Annotated in this window: 22 protein-coding genes; 8 read left to right on the top strand and 14 right to left on the bottom strand. The window is 35.2% G+C overall.

Annotated features, from left to right (window positions below; all coding sequences use genetic code 11):
* Nucleotides 1–183: 183 nt before the first annotated feature.
* On the bottom strand, nucleotides 184–2,298 hold the full coding sequence (locus JOC75_RS14230; RefSeq protein WP_204954706.1) for a methyl-accepting chemotaxis protein: 2,115 nt from the start codon (nucleotides 2,296–2,298) through the stop codon (nucleotides 184–186).
* A gap of 294 nt (nucleotides 2,299–2,592) precedes the next feature.
* Between JOC75_RS14230 and JOC75_RS14225 the strand changes: the two genes are divergently transcribed.
* The gene (locus JOC75_RS14225; protein ID WP_204954705.1) at nucleotides 2,593–6,945 is read left to right on the top strand and encodes a bifunctional 2',3'-cyclic-nucleotide 2'-phosphodiesterase/3'-nucleotidase; all 4,353 of its coding nucleotides are present in this window, start codon (nucleotides 2,593–2,595) and stop codon (nucleotides 6,943–6,945) included.
* A 65-nt stretch (nucleotides 6,946–7,010) separates the two neighbouring features.
* Here the strand turns inward: JOC75_RS14225 and JOC75_RS14220 are convergent, their stop codons facing one another.
* Nucleotides 7,011–7,622, bottom strand: coding sequence for a flavodoxin family protein (locus JOC75_RS14220; protein WP_204954704.1), 612 nt, complete (start codon nucleotides 7,620–7,622; stop codon nucleotides 7,011–7,013).
* 198 nt (nucleotides 7,623–7,820) lie between these two features.
* On the opposite strand from JOC75_RS14220, the gene JOC75_RS14215 reads away from it, so the two are divergent.
* From JOC75_RS14215 to JOC75_RS14200, 4 genes are all read left to right on the top strand, one after another.
* Nucleotides 7,821–8,792: a betaine/proline/choline family ABC transporter ATP-binding protein gene (locus tag JOC75_RS14215; protein ID WP_204954703.1), complete on the top strand. Its 972-nt coding sequence runs from the start codon at nucleotides 7,821–7,823 to the stop codon at nucleotides 8,790–8,792.
* A 1-nt stretch (nucleotide 8,793) separates the two neighbouring features.
* A complete protein-coding gene (locus tag JOC75_RS14210) occupies nucleotides 8,794–9,447 on the top strand; it encodes an ABC transporter permease (protein ID WP_239589480.1) in 654 nt (217 codons plus the stop codon).
* A 14-nt stretch (nucleotides 9,448–9,461) separates the two neighbouring features.
* Entirely contained in the window at nucleotides 9,462–10,382 is a 921-nt protein-coding gene (locus JOC75_RS14205; protein WP_204954702.1) for a glycine betaine ABC transporter substrate-binding protein, read from the top strand.
* Nucleotides 10,383–10,503: 121 nt separating this feature from the next.
* The gene (locus JOC75_RS14200) at nucleotides 10,504–11,262 is read left to right on the top strand and encodes a uracil-DNA glycosylase family protein (RefSeq protein WP_204954701.1); all 759 of its coding nucleotides are present in this window, start codon (nucleotides 10,504–10,506) and stop codon (nucleotides 11,260–11,262) included.
* A 307-nt stretch (nucleotides 11,263–11,569) separates the two neighbouring features.
* Here the strand turns inward: JOC75_RS14200 and JOC75_RS14195 are convergent, their stop codons facing one another.
* Complete coding sequence (locus JOC75_RS14195; protein ID WP_204954700.1) at nucleotides 11,570–12,481, bottom strand: manganese catalase; 912 nt, start codon at nucleotides 12,479–12,481, stop codon at nucleotides 11,570–11,572.
* A 161-nt stretch (nucleotides 12,482–12,642) separates the two neighbouring features.
* Between JOC75_RS14195 and JOC75_RS14190 the strand changes: the two genes are divergently transcribed.
* Nucleotides 12,643–12,945, top strand: coding sequence for a DUF5634 family protein (locus tag JOC75_RS14190; protein WP_204954699.1), 303 nt, complete (start codon nucleotides 12,643–12,645; stop codon nucleotides 12,943–12,945).
* A 358-nt stretch (nucleotides 12,946–13,303) separates the two neighbouring features.
* On the opposite strand, the gene JOC75_RS14185 is transcribed toward JOC75_RS14190, so the two are convergent.
* The 6 genes from JOC75_RS14185 to kynU form a co-directional block, all read right to left on the bottom strand.
* A complete protein-coding gene (locus tag JOC75_RS14185) occupies nucleotides 13,304–14,221 on the bottom strand; it encodes an aldo/keto reductase (protein ID WP_204954698.1) in 918 nt (305 codons plus the stop codon).
* Nucleotides 14,222–14,274: 53 nt separating this feature from the next.
* Entirely contained in the window at nucleotides 14,275–15,234 is a 960-nt protein-coding gene (locus JOC75_RS14180; protein ID WP_204954697.1) for a calcium/sodium antiporter, read from the bottom strand.
* A 1,029-nt stretch (nucleotides 15,235–16,263) separates the two neighbouring features.
* Nucleotides 16,264–17,613, bottom strand: coding sequence for a sodium-dependent transporter (locus JOC75_RS14175; protein WP_204954696.1), 1,350 nt, complete (start codon nucleotides 17,611–17,613; stop codon nucleotides 16,264–16,266).
* Nucleotides 17,614–17,709: 96 nt separating this feature from the next.
* Complete coding sequence (kynA, locus tag JOC75_RS14170; RefSeq protein ID WP_204954695.1) at nucleotides 17,710–18,561, bottom strand: tryptophan 2,3-dioxygenase; 852 nt, start codon at nucleotides 18,559–18,561, stop codon at nucleotides 17,710–17,712.
* Between the two features lie 44 nt (nucleotides 18,562–18,605).
* Nucleotides 18,606–19,235 carry an arylformamidase gene (gene kynB, locus JOC75_RS14165; protein WP_204954694.1) on the bottom strand — a complete coding sequence of 210 codons (630 nt, stop codon included), beginning with the start codon at nucleotides 19,233–19,235 and terminating at the stop codon, nucleotides 18,606–18,608.
* A 3-nt stretch (nucleotides 19,236–19,238) separates the two neighbouring features.
* Nucleotides 19,239–20,519: a kynureninase gene (gene kynU / locus JOC75_RS14160; protein ID WP_204954693.1), complete on the bottom strand. Its 1,281-nt coding sequence runs from the start codon at nucleotides 20,517–20,519 to the stop codon at nucleotides 19,239–19,241.
* 228 nt (nucleotides 20,520–20,747) lie between these two features.
* On the opposite strand from kynU, the gene JOC75_RS14155 reads away from it, so the two are divergent.
* The gene (locus JOC75_RS14155) at nucleotides 20,748–21,365 is read left to right on the top strand and encodes a TetR/AcrR family transcriptional regulator (RefSeq protein WP_204954692.1); all 618 of its coding nucleotides are present in this window, start codon (nucleotides 20,748–20,750) and stop codon (nucleotides 21,363–21,365) included.
* A gap of 344 nt (nucleotides 21,366–21,709) precedes the next feature.
* Here the strand turns inward: JOC75_RS14155 and JOC75_RS14150 are convergent, their stop codons facing one another.
* From JOC75_RS14150 to JOC75_RS14140, 3 genes are read right to left on the bottom strand one after another with little or no spacing between them, the layout of a single operon-like run.
* Entirely contained in the window at nucleotides 21,710–22,246 is a 537-nt protein-coding gene (locus JOC75_RS14150; protein ID WP_204954691.1) for a GNAT family N-acetyltransferase, read from the bottom strand.
* A 38-nt stretch (nucleotides 22,247–22,284) separates the two neighbouring features.
* Nucleotides 22,285–23,286 (bottom strand): anti-sigma factor, encoded by a 1,002-nt coding sequence (locus JOC75_RS14145; RefSeq protein ID WP_204954690.1) that lies wholly within the window; start codon nucleotides 23,284–23,286, stop codon nucleotides 22,285–22,287.
* Nucleotides 23,287–23,814, bottom strand: coding sequence for a sigma-70 family RNA polymerase sigma factor (locus JOC75_RS14140; protein ID WP_204954689.1), 528 nt, complete (start codon nucleotides 23,812–23,814; stop codon nucleotides 23,287–23,289). It abuts the gene before it with no gap.
* Between the two features lie 237 nt (nucleotides 23,815–24,051).
* Between JOC75_RS14140 and JOC75_RS14135 the strand changes: the two genes are divergently transcribed.
* A complete protein-coding gene (locus JOC75_RS14135) occupies nucleotides 24,052–24,357 on the top strand; it encodes a DUF4306 domain-containing protein (RefSeq protein ID WP_204954688.1) in 306 nt (101 codons plus the stop codon).
* A 99-nt stretch (nucleotides 24,358–24,456) separates the two neighbouring features.
* On the opposite strand, the gene JOC75_RS14130 is transcribed toward JOC75_RS14135, so the two are convergent.
* Both JOC75_RS14130 and JOC75_RS14125 read right to left on the bottom strand, forming a co-directional pair.
* A complete protein-coding gene (locus tag JOC75_RS14130; protein ID WP_204954687.1) occupies nucleotides 24,457–24,651 on the bottom strand; it encodes a YwbE family protein in 195 nt (64 codons plus the stop codon).
* A 39-nt stretch (nucleotides 24,652–24,690) separates the two neighbouring features.
* The gene (locus JOC75_RS14125) at nucleotides 24,691–24,882 is read right to left on the bottom strand and encodes a hypothetical protein (protein ID WP_146950015.1); all 192 of its coding nucleotides are present in this window, start codon (nucleotides 24,880–24,882) and stop codon (nucleotides 24,691–24,693) included.
* Nucleotides 24,883–24,901: the final 19 nt, after the last annotated feature.

The raw sequence follows: 24,901 nt of genomic DNA, 5'->3' as shown, positions 1-24,901 counted from the left end.
ACTTTACCCAATAATCGTTCAACTTTTGATAATAATCATTCAACTTTCACTAATATTCGTTCATTCGACAAATTCCACCACTTTAGCAAACAAAACAAAATAAATTTCTATAATTAAAAATCAAAAACCTGTGGATTGTCCACAGGCCTTTTGTCAACTTCCATTTCTATTCTCTATCATGTATTACAGCTTAAATTCCTCTACAATATCATGCAGCTGCTGTGCTCTTGAACTTAATTCATTAGCTGAAGACGTAATTTCTTCCATAGATGCTAACTGTTCTTCGGTAGAAGCAGCAACAGATTGTGTACTATCTTCGGTAATTTCTGATTGCTTCGCAGCTTCCATAATAGATTTTGATAATTGATCTATTTGTGAAAGCATTAATTTTGCTGAGCTAGCTACTTCATGAACTTCATCTGCTACTTTTTGCGTACTAGTAAAGATATTCGAAAAAGAAGTACCTGTTTTTTCAACTAAGTTCATTCCTTCATTTGTTTCTAAAGAAACACGATCCATAGAGCCCATTGATTGCTTCGTATCAGTTTGAATCTCCTCGATTATTTCACGTATTTTATTAGCAGATAAAGATGATTCCTCTGCAAGCTTCTTTACTTCACCTGCAACAACTGCAAATCCTTTGCCATGTTCACCAGCACGAGCAGCTTCTATAGCAGCATTTAAGCTCAGTAGATTTGTTTGCTGAGCAATTGATGTGATAGCATCTAAGATCGAACCAATTTCATTTGATCTTTCACCTAATCTTTGAATGACAGCAGATGTTCTTTTTACTGCATCTTGAATCACTTTCATTTGTAAAACCGTTTCATTGACATTCATGTTTCCTGATTCTGTTTCTTCTGCTGATAAGGTTGACTTTGCTGAAACCTCAGCTGTAATAGCAGATATAGCTGATAACTGCTGTGTTAATTGTTCTGCGAGTTGAACATTTTCCTTTGATTGTTGATTTTGTTGCTCAGCAATCATTGCGACTTCTTCAACTGCTGAGGTAATCTGATTTGTAGCTTGAGCTGACTCTTCTGTAATAGCCAGTAGCTCCTGACTTGATGAAGCAACTTCTTGTGATACTTGTTGACTACTATTAATAACTTCTCGAACAGAAAAAATCATCGTGTTAAGTGATTGAGAAATTTGACCAAACTCATCCTTTGAAGATACAGTCAATTCCTTGGTTAAATCCTTCTTAGCAACCTGCTGTGTAGCTTCTTGAATCCTTCTCACCTGATCTTGTACACCAAAGTAGAATCCCATTAAAAGATAGATTAAAAGAAACAGTACAAAAACTACAATGCTAATTAAAATCACTCTCTCGGAGCTTAACGAGCTTACCTTTTTGTCTAAAAGCTTGTCTAACGTTTCTGTTTGATAAGCAAGTAATTCATAGATACTATTAATTGTGTTTGTTGTTTTTTCAAAATAATCCTTAGGCTGAATCGTTATATTTGTTACACCTAATAAATCTTGATTAATGATTTCCACTATATTTTTTGCTTCACTAATAGATTTGCTCACATAAGGCCCAACTTCATCTTTTAATGTTGGTTGTAATGCAAAGGCTGTATCATATGTTCTTTCAGCTGTTATGATATATTCATCCATCATTTTCATTAAATAGATCAGCTCTATACGCTCATCCTCTGTCATTCTTTGTTTTGTTGCTACCCCCACTCCTACAGCTCTTGATTTCCCCATGAATTCTGTAATTTGTGGCAATGTATTTACAAGTAGATTATTTATATGGTTATTAACTAAATCAGAATCTAGCGTTAAATTCGTTTCATCTGCAATATCTAGTAACATACTAAACATCATTGCTATTAAATGATTATGCTGTGTAACAGAATTCTTCACAGACATAGAAATTGTTTCTTCCTCTGTTGTTTTCCATTCAGAAATAACATCTTTATAGCCTTCATTTACATGTAGAAGCGCTACGTTTTCTTTCTTTTCTAGCTGTTGCTGAACTTTATCAAGCTGAAGGTTTATATGTTTTCTCACTTCTTGTAAATCAGATTCAGCACTTTGATCACCAGATATCACGTTAACTGTTAGTCCGCGATGTTTTTGGGTTAATTGAATGAGTGGATACAATTCCGAAAGCAGCTCTGTTCCTGTTTGTTCTTTTTTTACAAAAGCTAGCTCGCTATTAATCTTTAAAATTACATTTCCTACTAACATACCTACTGTAAGAAAAATCACTGAAAATAATAACAAAAACTTCTTTGAAAAGGTTAATCGGTTCATTAACTTAATAGCTGGAAATAATAATTGCTTCATCACTTTTTCTCCTTTGATGTCATGGTTCAATGTACGTGAACCTTCTAGTTGTTTTTAATTTTCTTGCTTTATGTACTATATTTATAACAAATTCATTTCATTTTCACAGTGAGAAAAATCACTGACTTTCTCGAGTAAGTTAAATTCTTGAACTTCTTATTAGGAAAAATTCTATAAATTTACAAAAACTTATCTTTTTTTACCAAAACTTAACATGATTTTACACTTTGTAAGTGCCTTATACATTATTATTAAGTAGTATCCTAATTTTCGATGTCGAAAGGCGGTAGTAATGTGAAAAGAAAGATTAGAAGAAATATGAAGAGGCGAATGCTTAATAGTACGTTAGCAGTAAGTTTAAGCTTAAGCATTATGGCACCTTCATTCGCTCAAGCTGCACCAACTGCTGGAACTGGAACTGACGCAGCTGTAAGTGAAACAACAAATGCAGCAGCACCTGTTAAGCTTCGTATCATGGAAACAACTGATCTTCATGCAAACATGGTAAACTTTGACTATTATTCTCTTAAAGAAGATAATTCAGTCGGTTTTGCAAAAACAGCTACCCTTATTAAACAAGCAAGAGCAGAAGTAGATAATAGTTTACTATTTGATAATGGAGATTTACTTCAAGGTAATCCACTCGGTGATTATATTGCAAAAGTAAAGCAATGGGGTGCTAATGACACTAACCAAATTTACGATGCAATGAATTTACTAAACTATGATCTTGCGACATACGGAAACCATGAATTTAATTATGGGTTAAGCTTTCTAGAAAAAAGTATTAAATCTGCTAATTTCGAGTATGTTAACTCAAATATTTATAAAAAAGATAACAATAACGATCCAACTGACGATGTTAATTATTTTGATCCTTATGAAATTATTGATAAAGTAGTGACCGATTCTGCTGGAAATCAGCATACAATTAAAGTTGGTGTCATCGGGTTTGCTCCACCTCAAATAACACAGTGGGACAAAACCCATCTAGAAGGAAAAGTTATCACACATGATATTAAAGAAACAGCTGAAAAATTCGTTCCTAAAATGAAAGAAGAGGGTGCTGATATTATTGTTGCATTATCACACTCAGGTTTAGGAGATACAGAATATAAAAAGGGTGATGAAAATCAATCCTATCAGTTAAGTCAGGTAGAAGGCATTGATGCTATTCTATTGGGTCATACACACTCTGTTTTTCCAGGAGCAAGCTTTGAGGGCATGCCAAATGTTGACATCAGTAAAGGTACAATTAACGGCGTTGCAGCTGTACAGCCAGGAAACTGGGGCAGTCATTTAGGAGTTATTGATTTATCTCTTGAAAAAGATGCCAATGGTAAATGGAAGGTTGTTAATTCCATTTCTACAAATCGAGCAATTTTCGATAAAGCTTCAAAAACTCCTTTAGTTGATGCTGATCAACAAGTACTTGATGCTGTTAAAGAAGATCACGAACAAACAATAGAATATGTAAGTGGTCCAGTTGGAAGTACAACTTCTGATATTTATAGCTACTTTGCTCAAGTAAAAGATGACCCTTCTGTTCAAATTGTTGCTGATGCACAAAAGGTATATATCGAAAATGCGATTAAGGGTACTGAATTTGAAGGACTACCTGTTTTATCTGCTGCAGCACCTTTTAAGTCTGGTCGTGACAGTTCAGCAGATTATACGGAGATTCCTGCTGGTGATATCGCCATTAAAGATACAGCCTCTCTTTATAAATACCCGAACACAGTTATGGCACTTAAATTAACAGGTGCTGAAGTGAAAGAATGGTTAGAGTGGTCTGCAGGACAATTTAATACAATTGATCCTTCATCTACTGATGAGCAACAGTTGGTTAACAAAGATTTTCCTAGCTATAATTTTGATATTATTGATGGAGTTACATATGAGATCGATGTGACTAAGCCTGCGCGTTATGACAAAGATGGGAAAAATATAATCAACAACTCAGAGAGAATTGTTAATCTTCAATACAATGATAAGCCAATTGATCCTAACCAAGAATTTATTATTGCATCTAATAACTACCGTGCATCTTTCACACCAATTGCAAATCCTGGTGGAGATAACATCGTCATTGAGTCTCCTGATGAAAATCGTCAAGTGTTAGTTGATTATATCCGTAATAACGGAGTCATTAATCCAGCAGCAGATAGTAACTGGACATTCTCTCCTATTAATGACGATATAAATGTTGTTTTCAATTCAGCACCAGGCGGGGAGAAATATACAAAAGATACAAACAATATTAAATATATTGATACATTAGAATCTGGATATGCCAAGTTCTCAATTGATCTTGCATCAACTGAACCTGTGCCAGAATCAGATTTTGACTTAACATTAATGCATACAAATGATACTCATGCACATTTAGAGAATGTAGCTCGTCGTGTGACAGCAGTGAATGATGTTCGCTCACAGGTAGAAAATTCAATTCTTCTTGATGCTGGTGATGTTTTCTCTGGAACTCTTTTCTTTAATCAATATAATGGCCTAGCTGATGTACAATTCATGAACATGATGGGCTATGATGCGATGGTTCCTGGTAATCATGAGTTTGACAAAGGTACTAAAACATTAGCAAACTTTGTTAAGGAAGCTGACTTCCCAATCGTTAGCTCTAATATCGATTATAGTAAGGATGAAAACATTAACACTCTTTACAAAGATGAAATTGGACAACCTGGTCAAGGTGGAAACATCTATCCTGCTACAATTTTAGAAGTTGATGGTGAAGAAGTTGGGGTATTCGGCTTAACAACAGAAGAAACAGCTATCTTAGCAAACCCAGGTAAGAAAATCGTATTTGAAAACTACCTTAAAAAAGCAGAAGAATCTGTTTCAGCTCTTAAAGAAGCTGGAGTAAACAAAATTGTGGCTCTTACTCATTTAGGATACACATATGATAAAGTTCTCGCTGAATCTGTTGACGGAATTGATGTTATTGTTGGTGGCCATTCTCATACATTATTAGATGAAGCTACTGTATATAACGAAGATAGTGAGCCAACATTAGTTGTTCAAGCTCAAGAATATAGCAATTACTTAGGTCGTCTGGATCTTTCATTCAATGATGAAGGTGTACTTGAAGCTTGGAATGATGAATTAATAGATTTAAATGCAAAAGATAGCAATGATAACTATGTTATTGCTGAGAATGAAGAAGCAGCAACACTTCTTGATAGTCTTTCAGGTCCTATTGAAGAGTTAAAACAACAAAAAGTAGGAAAGTCTTCTGTATTTCTTGATGGAGATCGTAACAGTGTTCGAGATAGTGAAACAAACTTAGGAAATCTAATTACAGATGGTATGCTTTCAAAAGCAAAAGAATTTATTAAAACAACAACAATTGCCATACAAAATGGTGGGGGAATTCGCGCTTCAATCGAAAAGGGTGATATCTCATTAGGTGATGTTTTAACAACAATGCCATTTGGTAATACACTTGTTACACTTGATTTAACAGGTGCTGAAATCGTTGAATCATTAGAAAATGGTGTAAGTAAAATTGAAGAAGGTGCGGGCCGCTTCCCTCAAGTATCTGGCTTACATTATTCATTTAACCGCAGTTTACCAGCAGGCGAACGTATTCTTGATGTAATGGTTGAAACAGAAGATGGTTTTGAACCTATTGATCTAAAGAAAACGTACACAGTTGCTACAAACGCTTATATGGCTGATGGCGGAGATGGCTATGAGTCTATGAAAAAAGCAAAAAATGAAGGTCGAATGAAAGAATTATTCTTAGTAGATTATGATGTATTCACTAGTCATTTAGAAAAAGTAGGCACAGTTAACGCTGAGATTGAAGGGCGAATCATGGAGGTTATTGATCCTATCAAGCCAACGTTAAACACTGAAGGAAGCACAACTACTGTAACTGTTACGTTAGACGATGTTAAAAAGGCCCCTGTTAATGGTGCATTTCCAATTGACTTATCGGAAACTCAAGATTTAGAAACAGTTGAAGTATTTTTAACAGCTGAACAACTTGCAGAATTAAAAGCTCTTAATGTTACTTCAATTCAATTGATTCGCGATGATGTATATTTAGACATTCCTGTTGCGAATTTTGGTGAAGGTGATGCAACAATCACAATCGACAATCTTGGCTCTGATGAAGATACATTAACGAATCTTTATGACTTTACAATCCAACAAAACGGAGAGCTTATTACTACGTTTGAAGAAGGTAATGAAGTAACCATTGGATTTGGCGTTGATCCTGAAGTGGCAAAAGACCCACGTATATTCTATTTAAATGAAGAATCAAATGAGTGGGAAGAACAAGAAAGTTACTATGAAAGTGAGTCTGGAGAAGTTTATGCTTTCGTCAACCATTTCAGTGTGTACACTGTGATGGAAGATGAAAATAAACCAGAAGACCCTGAGACTGATCCTATCACTGATAACCCAGATGATAAGGATAACAATGATGACAAAGACACTCCACCTGGAGATAACAACTCCGACAAAGGTGACAAATCAAACGATAACACTAATAGTGACAAAGATGGTAAATCATTACCAAACACAGCAACAAACAGCTTTAACATCCTATTAGCAGGATTATCTGCTCTTGTAGCTGGAGGCTATGTCTTTATCACTCAACGTAAAAAGAAGATACAATAATTCATAAAGAGGCATGCCGAACCCTGGCATGCCTCTTTCCATATCTTTTAAACTAATCTATAGATCTATAGCTTATTTCCTTCTACCGGTATTGGATGTTCATCTAGAAGTCTAGCAAAATGGATCAAATTATAAGACATGGTCTTTGTTTTTTTCTTGGTGAAATCACTATCTTTTCCCTCTTCAATATATGAAGGACCAGGGCCTGCCTCACCTACCCAATAGGCGTCTACATTTGGAGGAATCGTAAAACCAATATGCTGTAATCCATATATGATAGATTTAGCAGCATCCTTTGCTCCATCTTCATTACCAGTCATAATGGCTCCGCCAATCTTGTTATAGAAGATTGATTGTCCTTTATCATTTTCTTCTGAACTAGATGCATATAGCCGCTCCATAACTAAAGTGGCAATACTACTTTTTTCTCCCAGCCATATAGGTGTTCCAATCACAACAATATTAGCTTGCTTCACTTTTTCAAAAATCGCAGGCCATTCGTCACCATCTCCCAGATCTGAATCCATTCCAAAAGCAATATTATAATCTGCCATTCTTAATTCTTCCGACTCTATCCCTTCTTTTTTAAGCCACTCTCTCGACTCTTCTATAAGTGCACTTGTGTTAGATTCTTCCGTACCTTTTTTTAATGATGTGTTTAAGTATAATGCTTTCATTATGATCTCCTCTCTATTTGTAAGCGTATTAATCTATTTAATAGGTTTATTCCTATAAGAAAAAAGGAATATTGAGTATAGTGTTCTATTCCTCATCTTACTAAATATAAAACATGTAACAAAAAATTAGATCAATTGCTCTAGCAAGATTATGTATCTAGTAATACTCCTCATGCTTTGCAAAGAAAGGTGTATAAAGTGATTACTTTTAATTCTGTAACAAAAACGTTTGAAGATCATACTGTTGCTGTTAATGATGTTTCATTAACAATTGAAAAGGGTAACTTAGTTACGTTAATAGGTCCAAGTGGCTGTGGGAAAACAACAACAATGAAGATGATCAACAAACTGATCCCAATCACATCAGGGACAATCACAATTGATGGAAAAGATATTTCTGAGGAGAATGATGTAGAGCTACGAAGAAATATTGGATATGTGATTCAACGAATTGGATTACTACCACATATGACAATTGAAGAAAATGTCTCATTAGTTCCTAGATTGAAAGGCTGGAAAAAAGAAAGCTATGAAAAAAGAGTTGATGAACTACTAGATTTAGTAGGACTTGAGCCGAACTTGTACAAAAAAAGATATCCGTTAGAGCTAAGTGGAGGACAACAGCAACGTGTTGGTGTCATAAGAGCACTAGCAGGGGAACCACCGATTATTCTTATGGACGAGCCGTTTAGTGCGCTAGATCCAATTAGTCGTGAACAGCTACAAGACGAGTTAAAGTCACTTCAGAAAAGCATTCAAAAAACCATCGTCTTTGTTACACATGACATGGATGAAGCTTTAAAGGTTGCTGATGAAATTGTTGTGATGAAGGATGGGGGAATACAACAAATTGCTTCACCTACAAAACTTATCCAGAATCCTGCAAATGATTTTGTTCGGTCGTTTATCGGGGAGGAACGAGTTAATCAGGCGTCTAACAATAAGAAGGAATACTTAGCTTCGACTATTATGAAGCCTTTAGTACAAAATCAACATCTAACTGAGTTACCGAAACTATCACAAGAAACATCACTACAGGAGGTAGCTCGTGTTATTTTGATAAATCAATCAGACGCTGTTATCCTTTGCGATAAAGTTGGAAAACCGGTCGGAATCATCGAAAAAAACCACTTACTTCATGAACTAGCCGGAATATCAGAGGAGGTTTGATATGATGAATGCCTTTTCTATGTTTCTCGATACAATTTCCACAAGACAAGAGCTTATTTTCGAAAGTGCCATTGAGCATTTATACATATCATTTTTGGCTATCTTTATTGCTGTTGCGATTTCATTACCTCTTGGCATTTATATTTCTCGTAAAAAGAAAGTAGCTGAATTTTACATAGGAATAACAGCTGTCCTACAAACAATACCAAGTCTTGCGTTGTTCGGATTTCTTGTTCCGCTATTAGGTATTGGAACACCGACTGCTCTTGTTGCACTTATTGTTTATGCTTTATTACCGATTCTCCGAAATACATATACCGGAATTACTGGAGTAGATGAAGGAATTGTTGAAGCTGGAGAAGGAATGGGAATGACACCAAGGCAAATTCTTTGGAAAATTCAATTACCACTTTCCCTTCCCTTTATGATGGCTGGAATTAGAACCGCAACAGTTCTAACAGTAGGGGTTGCTACTCTTGCAACCTTTGTAGGAGCAGGTGGATTAGGAGATGTAATTTGGAGAGGACTACAATCCTGGGACAATAGCCTAGTATTAGCAGGTGCAATTCCTGTTGCATTATTAGCTCTAACCTTCGATTATATTTTAAAGCTAGTAGAGAAAAAAGTAACACCTAAAGGAATTAAATCTAAATAAAGGAGCGTTTTATAGTGAAAAAGAAAATACAGTTATTAGCAATACTTACAGCAATATCTCTTATACTTAGCGCATGTGGCGGAGATTCAAATGAAAGCGAAGCAGCAGCATCAAAGGAACCTCTTGTTGTTTCAGGTAAAAATTGGACAGAGCAATATATTTTATCAGAGGTGTTAGCTGTTTATATTGAAGAAACCACAGACTATGAAGTTGATCTTCAGGATGGTCTTGGCGAGGTTGCCATTTTAACACCTGCACTTGAAAATGCAGAAATTGATATGTACGTTGAATACACTGGTACAGGATTAGAAGCTGTTTTGAAAGAGCAAGCAGATCCTGGAGAATCTAGTGAGAGCATTCTAGAACGAGTGAGAAATGGCTATGAAGAAAATTATCAAGCAACATGGTTAGAGCCACTTGGTTTTGAAAATAATTACACATTAGCATATTCAGCAGATGCTGATTTTGAAGCAGAAACGTATTCAGATATAGCGGCAGTTTCCAAAGATCTTTCCTTTGGTGCCCCACATGCCTTTTATGAACGTGAAGGTGATGGGTATGATGCTTTCTCAGAAGCCTATGAGTTAGAATTTCCTAAAACTGAAAGCTTTGATCCAAATGTCATGTATCAAGCATTAAAGCGTGGAGATGTTGATGTGATCCCTGCATTCACAACAGATGGAAGAATTCAACGTGATAACATCCAAACTACAACAGATGATCTTGGCTTTTTTCCTAAGTATGACGCAGCTATTGTTATCAGACAGGAAATATTAGAAAATTACCCAGACCTAGAAGAAGCTCTTAATGGTCTAGCTGGGAAAATTTCCGAGGAAGAAATGCAACAAATGAACGCTAGAGTTGATATAGATGGAGAGCAAGCTGAAGTTGTCGCAAGAGAATTTCTTGCAGAAAAAGGATTAATAAACGAATAATAGAAGCATCATAGAAAGACCAATCAGAATTTGATTGGTTTTTTTCTTATGAATACGGATTGGAGAATTTACTAAAACTAAATATAGAATGTAATCTTAGTGAAAGCACGAGGAAAATGACTTGCTAGAAACTAAATTAGACCTCTATTTACCTTCCATCTTATCTTTAAACTCAAACAAAACTCTAACAAAAGATGATCTACTCACTGATAAGCTTTTAATTGCTAAAGAAGACCAATTAAGTATGTATTACTCACCCCATAATGAATATATAAACAAAGCTGCTAAAATTGTGATTGTCGGTATTACCCCAGGCTGGGTACAAATGAAAGAAGCATACACACAAATAATCAAAAGCATAAATCAACACCATCCTATAGAGCAATCATTAAAAGAAGCAAAGATTGCTGCCAGTTTCTCTGGAAATATGAGAAAAAATTTGATAGACATGCTTGATCAATGCTCCATCAATGAGATTAGTCAGTCAAATAGCACTAGCTCACTATTTCATGAACAAAGACATTTATTACATACCACATCGATTATGAAATACCCTGTTTTTTATCAAGAAAAAAATTATACTGGGCATAAGCCTAGTGTCATAAGCTCTCCGTTATTATCTTCATATGCTTTTCATGAATTTTCAAAAGAACTGGAGCAAATTCAGTCACCTGCTCTGATCATTCCACTAGGCAAAACAGTAGAACATTTGATTAAACAACTACTTTCTGAAGGTAAACACTTAGAGCATACTTATTTACATGGCTTCCCACATCCTTCAGGTGCTAATGGACATCGAAAAAAGCAATTCGAAGAGCAAAAACAAACACTTAAAAACCTTGTAGAAGATTGGTTGGAGAAAAATGAGGCTGGGAATTAAGTATTTAAGCTTATGATAAACCCGAAATATTAGGAGATATTTCAATTAATTATTCGCCTAATATTTCGAGTTTTTATTTGCTGTCTTCAATAGATTTTTTGATCTTGCATACTCTTTTTAAGAACTAGTGGAACGGAGCGGAAGACATTTGACTCCTGCGGGTGCAGAGGAAAGGCTGAGACCCCACAGGCGCTTGCGCCGAGGAGGCTTAGCTTCCTCCCCGCGGAAAGCAAATGTCTGCAGCGCAGTGGAACGAACTTGTTTCTTTCAACTGTGTGAATTTAAATCCCAACCTAATTCCTTCTACTTATTGTAATGGCTGATTACTCATTTGATTTGGCTCCATCTTTCCAGCACCTTGCATCATTCTCATATCCATTGGATTTGTTCCATGAATATAAGCTGGTCCTGGTTGTAGACTTGGCTTTTGTCCCATTGCTTTAGGATTTTGAATGTATTCAAAGTTTGCTTGTCCATCAAATGTTGGACCATTCGCCCATCTACCTGAACTACTTTCTTCACCTTCAGAGTAATTCATGAACGAGTACGAAACCTCTTGTTTTTCATATTCCTGGTTAAATGTACTTGGAACAATTGCTCCTTGAGTTTGTTCAAGCTCCTCAATAGCAGCCATCCACTGATTTTGATGCATTGTATCACGAGCAATTAAAAATGAGAGCATATCCCTAACACCAGGATCTGTTGTCATTTCATATAAACGACATACTTGAAGTCTTCCTTGTGATTCAGCATTTAAATTGGCTCTAAAATCTGCTAATAAGTTTCCGCTGGCAATTGTATAGCGTGCTGTCCATGGAAAGCCAACACTATCGTTAGGCTGTGCACCTAAGCCATTATCGTTAGGCTGTGCACCTAAGCCATTAACAATTGCATGCTGTGGATTCATTCCTCCAAGCACAGCTTCTACTGCAGGATCCTTTGCTCCTTGTTCCTGATCATTTGCAGGAGCTCCATCTAATAATTGTGCAATCATTGTTGCAATCATTTCAACATGTGCTATTTCTTCTGTTGCTATATCTAAAATCATATCACGATATTTACCTTCTGCACGACAATTCCAGCCTTGAAAAAGGTACTGCATCATAACTGACATTTCACCATATTGCCCACCAAGAATTTCTTGTAGCTTTTTAGCATAAACAGGATCCGGATGACTTGGTTTCGCATCATATTGAAGCTCTTTTACATGATAAAACATTCGTTAAATCCCTCCTATTTATTAAGCAACTACATCTTTTAGTGTGGATTAGATTTAGTAATATATCTACTCCATAAAAACCCATTTAAGATTATGGTTAATCCACAACAATTAAGACATATTAAAAAATAAATATAGCCTAAGAAAGGAGATGTTTTTCCATGGACAATAACAGTCGAGAATCAGTTATAAACGAGCTACAAAACTCATTTGAGCACCTCATGACTAAATATAATATTGAGGATATTGGTGTATTTGAAGAAGAAGGTGCTAAGGATCTTTATCATATGGGCTATACAATCCGCAAAGACGGAAAGTCGTACATGATACATACCCCGTATATAAAAAAAGACGATGGACGCTTAGAAAACGGAAATTCAGAATGGACAATTGAAACAGATGAACCAAATTCTGAGGATGTTAGTGGATTTAAAGGGCTGGATGAGGCTTTGAATTCGATTTAACTAAATTTAGAAAAGGTTGGGACATAAGTAATTAAGTTATTGAAAAACCCAAATTATTAGGTGATATTTTCAGTTAATTCGCCTAATAGTTCGGGTTTATATATATCGTCTTCAATAGATTTTTGACTTTCCATACTATTTTTAAGAACTAGTGGAATGGAGCGGAAGACACTCGACTCCTACGGGAATTGAGGAAAGGCTGAGACCCCGCAGGCATGCCGAGGAGGCTCAGCTTCCTCCCCGTGGAAAGCGAGTGTCTGTAGCGCAATGGAACGAACTTGTTTCTTTAAAAGCTTAACTGATTTTAGATTTATTCGTCTTTTTGTATGACTTCTCCAATTATGTCCCAGCCTCTTTATCATTTTATGCCACTAGGATGTTGATCACTCACTAAGCTAAGATCAGCAGCCTTTGCATTTGCTTCTACTTGTTCAGGATTTTTACACCCTGGAATAACAGTTGTGACAGCAGGATGCTGCAAGCACCATGCTAAAGCCCAGGTTGCCATATTAACTCCTTCTGGCACTTCTTCACGCTTGATTTTTTCTACTAAGCGAAGCTTTTCATCAATAACTTCCTGCTGATGTCTTTTACGAACAACATCCTTAAAAGATGCACCAGGTTGGTATTTACCACTCAAAAATCCACTTGCTAATGGAACTCTAGCTAGAACTCCTAAATCCTGTTCCATACATGAAGGAAACACCTTTTCCTCAGGTACTCTATCAAGTCTGTTATACACAACTTGAATGGCTTTTGCATTTACCTCGGTAGCTCTTGAGGTTTGGTAAATATTATCGTTTGCACCAATGGAAATTCCTAAGTTGCGAATTTTACCAGCTTGCACTTGTTTATCAAGCATTGTCCACAAATCATCATGATTAAAAACATCATCAGATCCTGAATGAAATTGATAAAGATCAATATAATCTGTTTTCAATGCTTGTAATGATTCCTCTAACTGTACAAGAATATCATCCACATTCCATGATGGTTCTCTTTGATCATGCCATTTATGACCGAACTTAGAAGCAACAATCCACTCATCTCTATTATGTCTTGATAAATAATCACCAATAAATTTTTCAGACATATGATGTGGTCCATAACATTCTGCCGTATCAATTAAATTGATACCTAAATCTTTAGAATGTGAAAAAATTGCATCTACTTCAGTTTGTGTAAAATCCTTTCCCCATTCGCCTCCAAATTGCCATGTGCCAATACCAACAACTGATACCTTTAAATCTGTTTTACCTAGTCTTCTATATTTCACGGTTACACCTCTTATTAGCTATTTTTTTTAATATATTTTGCAAGCTTAACATATTAATTTCTCATTAGAATGTAAGCCATATACACGATATAAGAAATTATGAGGAATACACCCTCGCGTTTTCCTATTCTAAATCCTGTTCTTGAGAACACAAGTAAAACAACAGTGATGATGATCATCAGTAAAACATCGATAAAAATCTTACTATCAACCGCTAATGGAGATACAACAGAAGCTGCTCCTAAAACAAATAAAATATTAAAGATATTACTTCCAACTATATTTCCTAAAGCAATTTCACTTTCCTTCTTAATGGCAGCAGTTATGGAAGTAATCAACTCTGGAAGTGATGTACCGATTGCAACAATTGTTAATCCTACTAATGTTTCACTCATGCCAAAAGAAAAAGCAATTGTTGTTGCATTATCAACTACAATGTCACCACCAAAGATAATGGCAGCCAAGCCACCAATCGTGAATACAGTATTCTTCACTTTCGATGAAGACTTAGGAGTATCTGCACTTTCCTCCTTGACCTTGTCACGACTATGTCTTGCAACTTCAAAAATGTAATACAAGAAAATGGCAAAGAAAAGTAACAAAATGAACCCGTCGCTTCTTGTAATAAAATTAGCATCTAATGCTTGTAATGAGATATCACTAATTAAAACAAATAACACAGTACTTGCGAGTAACGTATAAGGAATTTCCTTCCGTATCGTTTCACTTTCAACCTTTAACGGATTTAACAATGCTGTTATCCCAACAACAAGTGTAATATTGAAGATATTACTTCCTACAACATTACCTAACGCCACTCCAGCATTTTCCTCTAGAGCTGCAATAATACTAACTGTTGCCTCAGGTGAACTTGTTCCAAAAGCAACGATCGTCAAACCAATCAGCAAAGGTGATACATTTAATGACCGTGCAATACTTGAAGCACCTTCAACAAAATAATCAGCCCCCTTAATAAGTAAGGCAAGACCAACAAGTAATAAAATATAAGACAATGACTATTCCCCCTTTTTTTCACATACTAGAAAATCTTATGTAAATTCAATGATACATAGTATAAGTATAACCCTTCTTATCTATTGAGAAACTAGCTCTTCATCTCTCAATCTATACTGCCTAGTGGTACCCTTTTATACAATAAATTACACTGATTCATGGAAAATTAATTAGCGGAAAGTGGCTTATTATAAGAATTCCCTTTTGAGCTAAAATTCTAAACAGGTTTTTATTCCTGAACATATTCATTATTTAATGATTAAGAAAACAAATCAAGCTTAAACCATAGGTTTTGTACTAGTTTTTTATAAATGAGCTACAAAAGATGCATCAATTGGGTTCCAATTGGCTTTTGAAGAGATGGTTTAGTAGCCTTGTTCTTTGAATATTGACGTTATCAGCGATTTTTTGGATTTATCAGCGATTAGACTATTTTCGACAAAAATCGCACAACACAACATCACCCAGCTCAAGCAAAATAAAAAAGCACCTTCCCCATATAGAGAAAGTGCCATCATATTATCCTTTTAAAATCCCAAGTGTGCCTAAAAATACAACAATAATGGTCACAGGAACAACCCACTTCATCAAAAAGCTCCAAAGTGTGAACATCCCAGGTGATAATTTGTTGCTTAAAGTAAATTCATCCTTCACTAGCTGCTTATTCATTTTTAAAAAAGTAAACATAGTGATCAGTAAGCAGCCTAGTGGCAGCAAAATTCAAGCTTAAATCCTAGGTTTTGTACTAGTTTTTTATAGTTGAGCTACAAATGATGATTCAAATGGGTTCCAAGTGGCTTTTGAAGAGATGGTTTAGTAGCCTTGTTCTTTGAATATTGACGTTATCAGCGATTTTTTGGATTTATCAGCGATTCTTGAGAAAATATCAGCGATTTTTCGGATTTATCAGCGATTCTGAGAATTTATCAGCGATTAGACTATTTTCGACAAAAATCGCACAACACAACATCACCCAGCTCAAAGCAAAATAAAAAGCACCTTCCCCTTAGAGAGAAAGTGCCCACATATTATCCTTTTAAAATCCCAAGTGTGCCTAAAAATACAACAATAATTGTCAGAGGAACAACCCACCTCATCAAAAAGCTCCAAAGTGTGAACATCCCAGGTGATAATTTGTTGCTTAAAGTAAATTCATCCTTCACTAGCTGCTTATTCATTTTGAATGTAATAAATAATGCAATCAGTAAACAGCCTAGTGGCAGCATAATATTACTTACGAGAAAATCAGTTGCATCAAAAACGGTTTTACCGAAAATTTTAAAGCCTTGTAGATGACTAAAGGATAGAGCAGCTGGAATGCCTGCTATGAACACAATGAATCCTGATATCCATGTAGCCTTCTTTCTTGAGCGTTTTCCACTTTCCGTAAATGCCGATACTATGATTTCTAGCAAACTAAAAGAAGATGTTAAAGTTGCAAATAAGAATAACACTAGAAATACCGCTAAAAAGAATTCTCCAGCTGGAATTTGTGAAAAGACAGCTGGTAATACCATAAATAGCAAGCCTGGTCCTTCTGCTGGTTCAAAGTCAAAGGCAAATACAACTGGGAAAATCGCAAGTCCTGCAAGAATTGAAACAAAGATATTCATCAAAACAACAGAGCCTGCTGAAGATGGAATACTTACTTTCTTATCTAAATATGAGCTATATGTGACCATACATGAAAAACCAACAGCTAAAGCAAAGAAAGATTGTCCAAGTGCATACAAAACAGATCCACCAGTAATTTCTGAGAAGTCAGGTTTTAAGAAGAATTCGATTCCTTCCATTGCACCTTCTAAAGTAAGTGATCTTACAACTAAAATGATAAAAAACACAAACAAAAGTGGCATCATATATTTACTTGCTTTTTCAATTCCATTTTTGATGCCAATTGAGATAACAAGAATATTGATTAGTAAAAACACTGCTAAGCCAAGTAATGTTGTTGTAGGTGTTGCTGTAATACTTCCAAATAAATCAGGATAGCTTACATTTGCTTCAATAACATTCCCACTAATCGCCATGATGCTATAAATTAAAACCCAGCCACCTACAACTGCATAAAAAGATAACAACAGAAAGCAACCAATTACCCCTAATGGTCCTGTTATTGTCCATAAGCTATTAGCTGCTAGCTTGCGGTAGGCAGAAACAGCTTCTTTTTGTGCACCTCGTCCGATGATAAACTCAGAAATTAACATAGGAAGTCCAATAAGAATGGTGAAAGCAATGAACATTAATAAAAATGCTCCCCCACCACTCATGCCTGTTACATACGGAAACTTCCATATTGCTCCAAGACCGATCGCAGCCCCGGCTGATGCCATGATAAAACCAAATTTAGAAGACCACTGCTCTCTATTTTTACTCAATTGATCCATCCCCCTCTATGTCCATGACCAGTCAATATGCATGATTTCACTTACTAACTTTTCAAAACGATCTTACTTAAAAAGTTTTCACTCAATTTATAATTCAGTTCGGATATCCCATAATTCAGGGAAAAACCTCTGATCTAATACCTTTTTCAAATAACCAACACCAGATGATCCGCCTGTACCAATTTTAAAGCCGATCACTCTTTCTACTGTTTTCATATGACGGAAGCGCCATTGCTGTAGCCAATCCTCAAGATCTACTAGCTTTTCTGCTAATTCATATAGCTCCCAGTACTTTTCAGTATTTCGATAAACCTCTAGCCATGCTAAACGTACAGATTCATTATCCTTATACGTTTGTGTCACATCACGATTTAGAACCTCATCATCTATAGGTAGTCCCGCTCTATGTAGTGCTGCGATTGCCACATCATATAAGCTTTGAGCTTCAAAAGCTTCTTGTAATCTATTATGTAATTCAGGATCTTTTTGATAGATTTTCAATACATGATCTGTTTTATAGCCAAGTGCGAATTCGATCATTCGATATTGGTAAGATTGAAATCCTGATGCTTGCCCTAATGCATCGCGGAATTCCATATACTCTGATGGAGTCATTGTTGAAAGAACATCCCATGCTTGAATGATTTGAGATTGTGTTTTAGACACTCTTGCCAAACGTTTTTGCGCAGTTGATAAATCATCATTTTCAATCGACTTTATAGCTGCCTGTGTTTCATGAAGAATTAGCTTCATCCATAATTCACTAACTTGATGAATCACAATAAACAGCATTTCATCATGATGACCTGATAATCTATTTTGGGCTGATAGAATTTTATCTAAACTCAAATATTCACCGTATGTCATATTGTTCGTAAAGTCAGTATGAATATGTTTTTCTGCGCTTGTCGCATTCACTTCTTGTCGTTTTTCAATCATCTTTTTATCCTCCTCTAAAACTGCAATAAAATCAATCTATTCTTTTAAATTTGTCTTATAACGGCACGTACAGGACTTCCGTCACCACCTTGAATCGGTAGTGGCAGGGCGATTAATTCGTAGTTTCCCTCTTCAACATGATCAACAACAATGTTTTCTAAAATATGAATATGATGCTCGTATAAAGCATGATGTGTTTCCATATCCTTGCTATCTAAGGGATCAACAGAAGGTACATCAACACCTAATAAACGGATTCCTTTTTCATTTAAAAAAGGAGCAATATCCTCTGATAAATAAGGAATTTCATTTGGAAATAATTCCGAGTTACTACTTTTTACAGTTTTTAATAGTAACCTTGAAACACCTGTTAACTCAAAATTCCCTAATACTTCAGCATCGATTTTTTTATATCCTGACACATCGATCAATTTAGCAGAACCAACATATATATTAATATCTAAATCAAGTACCTTTTCACCATCATTTTTAAAATGAAACGGTGCATCAATATGGGTTCCAGTGTGTAAGCTAGTTGTTATTTTTCCTATATTCACAGATCCTGTCTGTTCCTTTGTAAATGTTGTTTCATAGGAAAAAGGTGTATCACCAGGCCAATGTGCAATATCATTTGTTAAAGGCTGTGAGATATCAATCCATTTATTTGATGTCATGAGCTATGCAACTACTCCTCGCTTATTTTCAAATTTTTTATATTTTTCTTCTTTCATAATACTTTTTAAAATTTGAACTGCATTCCAAATATCTTCATATGTGTTATACAAAGCAACTGGTGCTAAACGAATACCATTTGGTGTACGAAAATCTGGTACTACTCCATCAGCTTTTAGTGCTTTACAAATTCTTGCTGCTTCAGGATGCTCAAGATAAATATGTCCACCTCTTTTATGATCCTCGATCGGATTACGAATCTTCAACCCAAATCCAGCTAGCTCAACATTGATTAAATCCATAAAATAGCTTGTCAATTTAAGAGATTTCTCGCGAATTTGCTTCATGCCAACTTCATTAAACATCGAAAGTGCTCCAATGATTGGCGCCATGCTGAAAATATTAGGTGTGCCTATTTGATAGGCTCCTGCATCATCAGCTGGTGTTAACTCATGATCCATATCAAATTGCTTATCTTTTCTTGAACTGAACCAACCTGCTAAACCTGGCTCTGAACCGAAATGACGTTGATTCACATACAATCCACCAGTGCTTCCTGGTCCACCATTTAAATGCTTATAATTACACCAAAAAGCAAAATCAACATCCCATTCACTTAATTCATGTACAATTGAACCAACTGAGTGACAGAGATCAAAGCCTATTACAATATTTCGTTTATGAGCTTCTTCTGTTAACCTTTTCATATCTAGCACTTGCCCGCTACGATATAAAACACCTGGTAAAACAATAAGTGCAATATCCTCTGTCATGGCGGCAATAATATCAGCTTCGTTAAGTGTATGACCATCATCACTTTTCACTTCAACAAGATTTTCTTTAGGATCATAACCTTTTAACTTAAGCTGACTTTTAAGTGCATAGATGTCACTAGGAAAATTTAATTCATCAGCTAAAATCTTTGTTCTTTGATTTTCCGGTTTATAAAATGTTGACACTAATTGGTGAAGATTTATCGTGGTGGAACCGCTTACAACTACCTCTTTAGCATTAGCTCCTACAATCGGTGCCATTTCTTCCCCTAATTTTTCTGACAAATAGAACCATGGATTTTCTCCGTTTGTCCAACCATCAATACCATATCTTTTCCATGAATCTAATAAATCCAACAGTGATTTTTCAGCTCTTTTTGAAAGAAGTCCAAGTGAATTGCCATCAAGGTAAATTCCTGTTTTATCTGTATAAAATTCTTCACGATATTGTGCCAAGTTATCTAGCTCATCTAGCTTTTTTGCATAATTCTTCGTATGATCAAATTTAGCCATAATAACCAACCTTTCCAACTATTTTTCTATTACAATTAGTATATATCTCTGAGTGACACCAAGTCAATGACATAATGTCACTTATATAATATGATACAGCAATCACTATTATGATCGCATCCTCAAAGTTGTCAGAACTTTTATTACCCTGTACACTAAGGATATAATTAATAGCTAAATGTACTTTTACATATAAAAGATTGTTGTCATTTTGAAAGGAATGAAATCATGACAAATTCAATTGACAAGCTTTCTCCAAGAAAACAGCAAGCCCTGCAAACTAGGAAAAAACTGCTTGAAGCAGGTAAGGAAGCTTTTCTAGAAAATGGCTTCCAAAAAGCTACCATTTCCCAAATAATAAAGAAAGCAAATACTGGTTATGGCACAGCCTATGTTTATTTTAAAAATAAAGATGACTTGTTCATGATTTTGATGGAAGATCTAATGAATCAATTCTATGAAATCGCAGAAATACCATTTAAGCCTCAATCTAAGGATGAAGCATTTGATTTGATTCAAAAACAAGTAAGACTATTTCTGTCATTAGCAGTAAAAGAAAAAAACATGATGATTATCGTAAAAGAAGCAATCGGAATCTCCCCTGAAATTGACCAAGCATGGTACAAAATTAGAGAGCGATTTATAGATAGAATCTCAATTGATATTAAATATGCACAAGAAAACTCCCTTGCAAGAGCTAATTTAGATCCATCTCTTGTTGCTAGGGGCTGGTTTTATTCAAATGAGATGTTTATGTGGGAGCTTGTCCAAAACGAGGGAAGCTTTTCGATGGATGAGATTATTCATAACCTTGTGAGCATTTATGCGAATGGTTTATATGAGTGAAGGATACTTACTTAAAAGGGGCTGGGACATAATTGAAGAAGACATACAAAAAGACGAACAAATCTAAACTCAGTTAAGCTGAAAGAAACAAGTTCGTTCCATTTCGCTGCAGACACTCGCTTTCCACGGGGAGGAAGCTGAGCCTCCTCGGCAAGCCTGCGGGGTCTCAGCCTTTCCTCAATTCCCGTAGGAGTCGAGTGTCTTCCGCTCCATTCCACTAATTCTTAGAATTAGTATGCAAAATAAAAAATCTATTGATGACAGCAAATAAAAACCCGAACTATTAGGCGAATGGTTAATTGATATATCACCTAATGATTCGGGTTTATTATTAGCTTAAATACTTATGTCCCATCCTCTTTTCTAATTTTTATCAAACACCTATAGGTAACAAACGATAGCTTCTCTCCATTCATTAGAAATGAATCATCACTTGAACTTACTCTCTCAAACCCATTCTTCTCCAAAACCTTTTGAGAGGCAATATTATTAGTAGTTGTCTTTGCCCTAATTTCATTAATACCTTCTTCACTGATAGAATTCAATAACACTTGCAGAGCCTGACTAGCAACACCTTTGCCAGTGTATTTCTTGCCCACCCGATATCCCAGGTGACCAGTTGTTTTTATACCTCCATCAAGATCAACAATATTCATCCGACCACAAATATGACCGTTTAGATCTATTATTAAATAGAACAAGGACTTTCCTTCTTTTTGTTCATTTAATAGATCTTCATGCTTTTTGAGAAAATAATCAAACTGATAATAATCATCACCTCTTGAAGGCACCATCTTTTCGAAAAATGCTCTATTTTCAAGCTCGAATGCAAATAAATTCTGTGCATCATGTAAATCTAATTTTTTCAGTGATATGTTCATATAAGACCCCTGCTTTTTCAAAGTGTATATCTAAGACTTCATTCCCAATTCCAATAATCCAATTCCCCAAGACTTGGACTCCTTAGCTGCTTAACATCCTTCAGCTTTAAAAGCTCCTTCACAGGTCCTGTCACAACAGCTCCATATACTTGAAATCCGTTTTGTTTTAAATAGCTGTAGCGTTCTTCTAGAAAATATAAACCAAGAAAGTTTTCATAATAGCTTTTTGATTCATTTTTTAATAAATCATCCATATTCGTAAGCATCATTTTTTTACTTTCCTCGAGAGTTTCTTCCGTAAGATTCTGCATTTTACCTTCTGACATATAATCATCTTCTGTTTCTCTTCCACCGGTTAAGCCGTAAGTATCGAAAATCGAAATTGAATTTCCACCACCACCATAACCAGAAGGTTCAAATTCTCTAAATTCCCCTGTATATAAAGGAGCCCACAGGATATCAAGATCAAATGGCTCAAGCAAAGAGACTAATTCCTCTGCTGTCATAAAGTCCGTTGTTGAAAAAGAGACTTCAGCAACTGTACCTTCATGAATTTTCTCAAGCTTGGTCCACACTCCATTTTCACCTTCTGCGGATAAAGTTTCACCTGTTTCTGGATGCTCAGGTAAAAAGAACCGATATCTTTCTTCAAGGTTATTTTGGTAATAATCGATTGATTTTGTTGAGAAGAAAGGAAATAAAGTTTTATTTACGTTAACTTCACCAACCATCTTGCTTTCCTTCCCGACCATTTGTGAAACTGGATATGATATTTTCTGTGTTAAAAATGGTGTGATTTCAGAATGAGCCGGTTCACCAAATTCCTCGTACAAATTCGGTATTGTCCAATCAGTTGCTAATTTACTATAATACGTGTGTTTGCGGTCTGATTGAGTAAAGGAAAAACTGATATTCACAATACTCATATATATCCAAAATATAAATAAGCAGGCAAAAATAATTTTGATGATTTTTATTGTTAATGTAAATCGATATTTCATTAAAATTTTCTTTTCTCTCTCTTTATTCCATTCTGACATCTATTTCACCCACCCTTTGTTATTTGCTAGCTGAGCTAATCTTTTTCTGGCTCGATGTAGTGTTACCTTTACTTGATTTTCCGTTAAATCCAGTGCTTCTTGAATTTCTATATAACTAAAGTTTTCGTATTCTTTTAAATATAAAATACTTCGATATTGCTCAGGTAAATAGCTTAATAATCTTAATAAATCTTGATTCTCTTCCGCATTAATCAGCTCTTCTTCTGGTAAACCATATGGACTTATCATTTCTTCTGCTCGGAATAAAGAAGCCACAAAAGGAAATCTCTTTCTCCTTTGCTGTCGACGCCATTCATCTAAATATGCATTTCTAGCAACCTTAAAAAGCCATCCCCGAACATCTCCCTGATCGTAAAACGATAATGAAACTGTAGCTCGAACAAAGGTCTCCTGTGTTAGGTCTTCTGCTAAATGACTCGATCCAGACATTTTAAGTAAAAAATAATAAAGGGGTTTTGCATACTCTCTATACAATTGATCTAATTCACTTTTTTGACCGAAATTCATCCCTGTGCCCCTAGTCGGTATATTTATTATGTTTGCTTTTTAACAGCATCTATAACCTCGTGAAAATCTCCTTCCTTTGAAGGAGCTATCACATTAAGATATCAACGCTTATTAATAACACGTCTTTATACGATAAATGTTACACATAAATTTAATTTTTTCATATATACCTATCTAATCTCATCTCTATATTGTAAATTAATGGTAGAATTTAATTAACGAAAAGGAGGATAATTTATGAAAAAACTACTAACTGGTTTATCACTAGTATTAATTTTTGGATATACCTTTTTCTTTACTTCGTGGACTGCTAGCTATTTAGCATATGAAGATGATTGGAAAAGCAAGCTAACCTTCACCCCAACAACAGTGACAGATCCACAAAAAATTTATGTAATTGATCAATTTCTTTATGCCTTTAAAATTCAACCTATAATATCATTAATATTTCTCTTTACGACTCTATGTTTAGTGAGTTTACTAGGAATATATTTATATAAATATGTGATTATAAAATTCTTTAAGGTAAGCAAGCTCACTTAAGCAAAATAAATAAACCAGCCTTCCCAAGTCATTTTAGGGCAAGCTGGTTATATTGTGTGTTTATGAAATAATTTAATTAATACCATGTGTATCACAAAATTAATTGAGAATTTCTTTTACTCTTCCTACAGTTCCAGACTCTAACATCACTTTGATACCATGTGGATGATTAGGTGAATTTGTCAGTATCTTTGAAACAACACCTTCAGTTAACTTTCCTGATCTTTGGTCCTGTTTTTGTACCACCTTCACTTTTACACCAATGTTAATGTTTTCGCGTTTTGTACCAGGCATTCATTACTCTCCTTTCATTTTAAGAATTTAATCTCCACCTTAATCCTTTGGTTTATCAAGAGCTTGGTATGCTAATTGGTATTTACCACCTTCAGCTACTTCTGAATGATAAAGTGCTTTTAGCGCAAAATTTTTCTCGAGACTATGCTCTTCTCTTAACTTATCTAACTTTGCTTGTAGCTCTTGATTATCTTTAATCAATTGCTTCATTTGTGACTTTAAATATTTCATCTAATCAGGTCCCTTCATG

The organism is Metabacillus crassostreae (assembly GCF_016908395.1).
GTDB classification, from domain to species: domain Bacteria; phylum Bacillota; class Bacilli; order Bacillales; family Bacillaceae; genus Metabacillus; species Metabacillus crassostreae.
Note: the sequence above shows the minus strand (reverse complement) of the source record. Positions and strands in the feature narration are given on the sequence as shown.

Excerpts from the sequence above, each read along its gene's own strand:
- JOC75_RS14230 (WP_204954706.1), bottom strand. The coding sequence starts at position 2,298 with ATGAAGCAATTATTATTTCCAGCTATTAAGTTAATGAACCGATTAACC.
- JOC75_RS14220 (WP_204954704.1), bottom strand. The coding sequence starts at position 7,622 with ATGAAAGCATTATACTTAAACACATCATTAAAAAAAGGTACGGAAGAA.
- JOC75_RS14210 (WP_239589480.1), top strand. The coding sequence starts at position 8,794 with ATGATGAATGCCTTTTCTATGTTTCTCGATACAATTTCCACAAGACAA.
- JOC75_RS14195 (WP_204954700.1), bottom strand. The coding sequence starts at position 12,481 with ATGTTTTATCATGTAAAAGAGCTTCAATATGATGCGAAACCAAGTCAT.
- JOC75_RS14190 (WP_204954699.1), top strand. The coding sequence starts at position 12,643 with ATGGACAATAACAGTCGAGAATCAGTTATAAACGAGCTACAAAACTCA.
- kynA (WP_204954695.1), bottom strand. The coding sequence starts at position 18,561 with ATGATTGAAAAACGACAAGAAGTGAATGCGACAAGCGCAGAAAAACAT.
- kynB (WP_204954694.1), bottom strand. The coding sequence starts at position 19,235 with ATGACATCAAATAAATGGATTGATATCTCACAGCCTTTAACAAATGAT.
- kynU (WP_204954693.1), bottom strand. The coding sequence starts at position 20,519 with ATGGCTAAATTTGATCATACGAAGAATTATGCAAAAAAGCTAGATGAG.
- JOC75_RS14155 (WP_204954692.1), top strand. The coding sequence starts at position 20,748 with ATGACAAATTCAATTGACAAGCTTTCTCCAAGAAAACAGCAAGCCCTG.
- JOC75_RS14150 (WP_204954691.1), bottom strand. The coding sequence starts at position 22,246 with ATGAACATATCACTGAAAAAATTAGATTTACATGATGCACAGAATTTA.
- JOC75_RS14145 (WP_204954690.1), bottom strand. The coding sequence starts at position 23,286 with ATGTCAGAATGGAATAAAGAGAGAGAAAAGAAAATTTTAATGAAATAT.
- JOC75_RS14140 (WP_204954689.1), bottom strand. The coding sequence starts at position 23,814 with ATGAATTTCGGTCAAAAAAGTGAATTAGATCAATTGTATAGAGAGTAT.
- JOC75_RS14135 (WP_204954688.1), top strand. The coding sequence starts at position 24,052 with ATGAAAAAACTACTAACTGGTTTATCACTAGTATTAATTTTTGGATAT.
- JOC75_RS14130 (WP_204954687.1), bottom strand. The coding sequence starts at position 24,651 with ATGCCTGGTACAAAACGCGAAAACATTAACATTGGTGTAAAAGTGAAG.
- JOC75_RS14125 (WP_146950015.1), bottom strand. The coding sequence starts at position 24,882 with ATGAAATATTTAAAGTCACAAATGAAGCAATTGATTAAAGATAATCAA.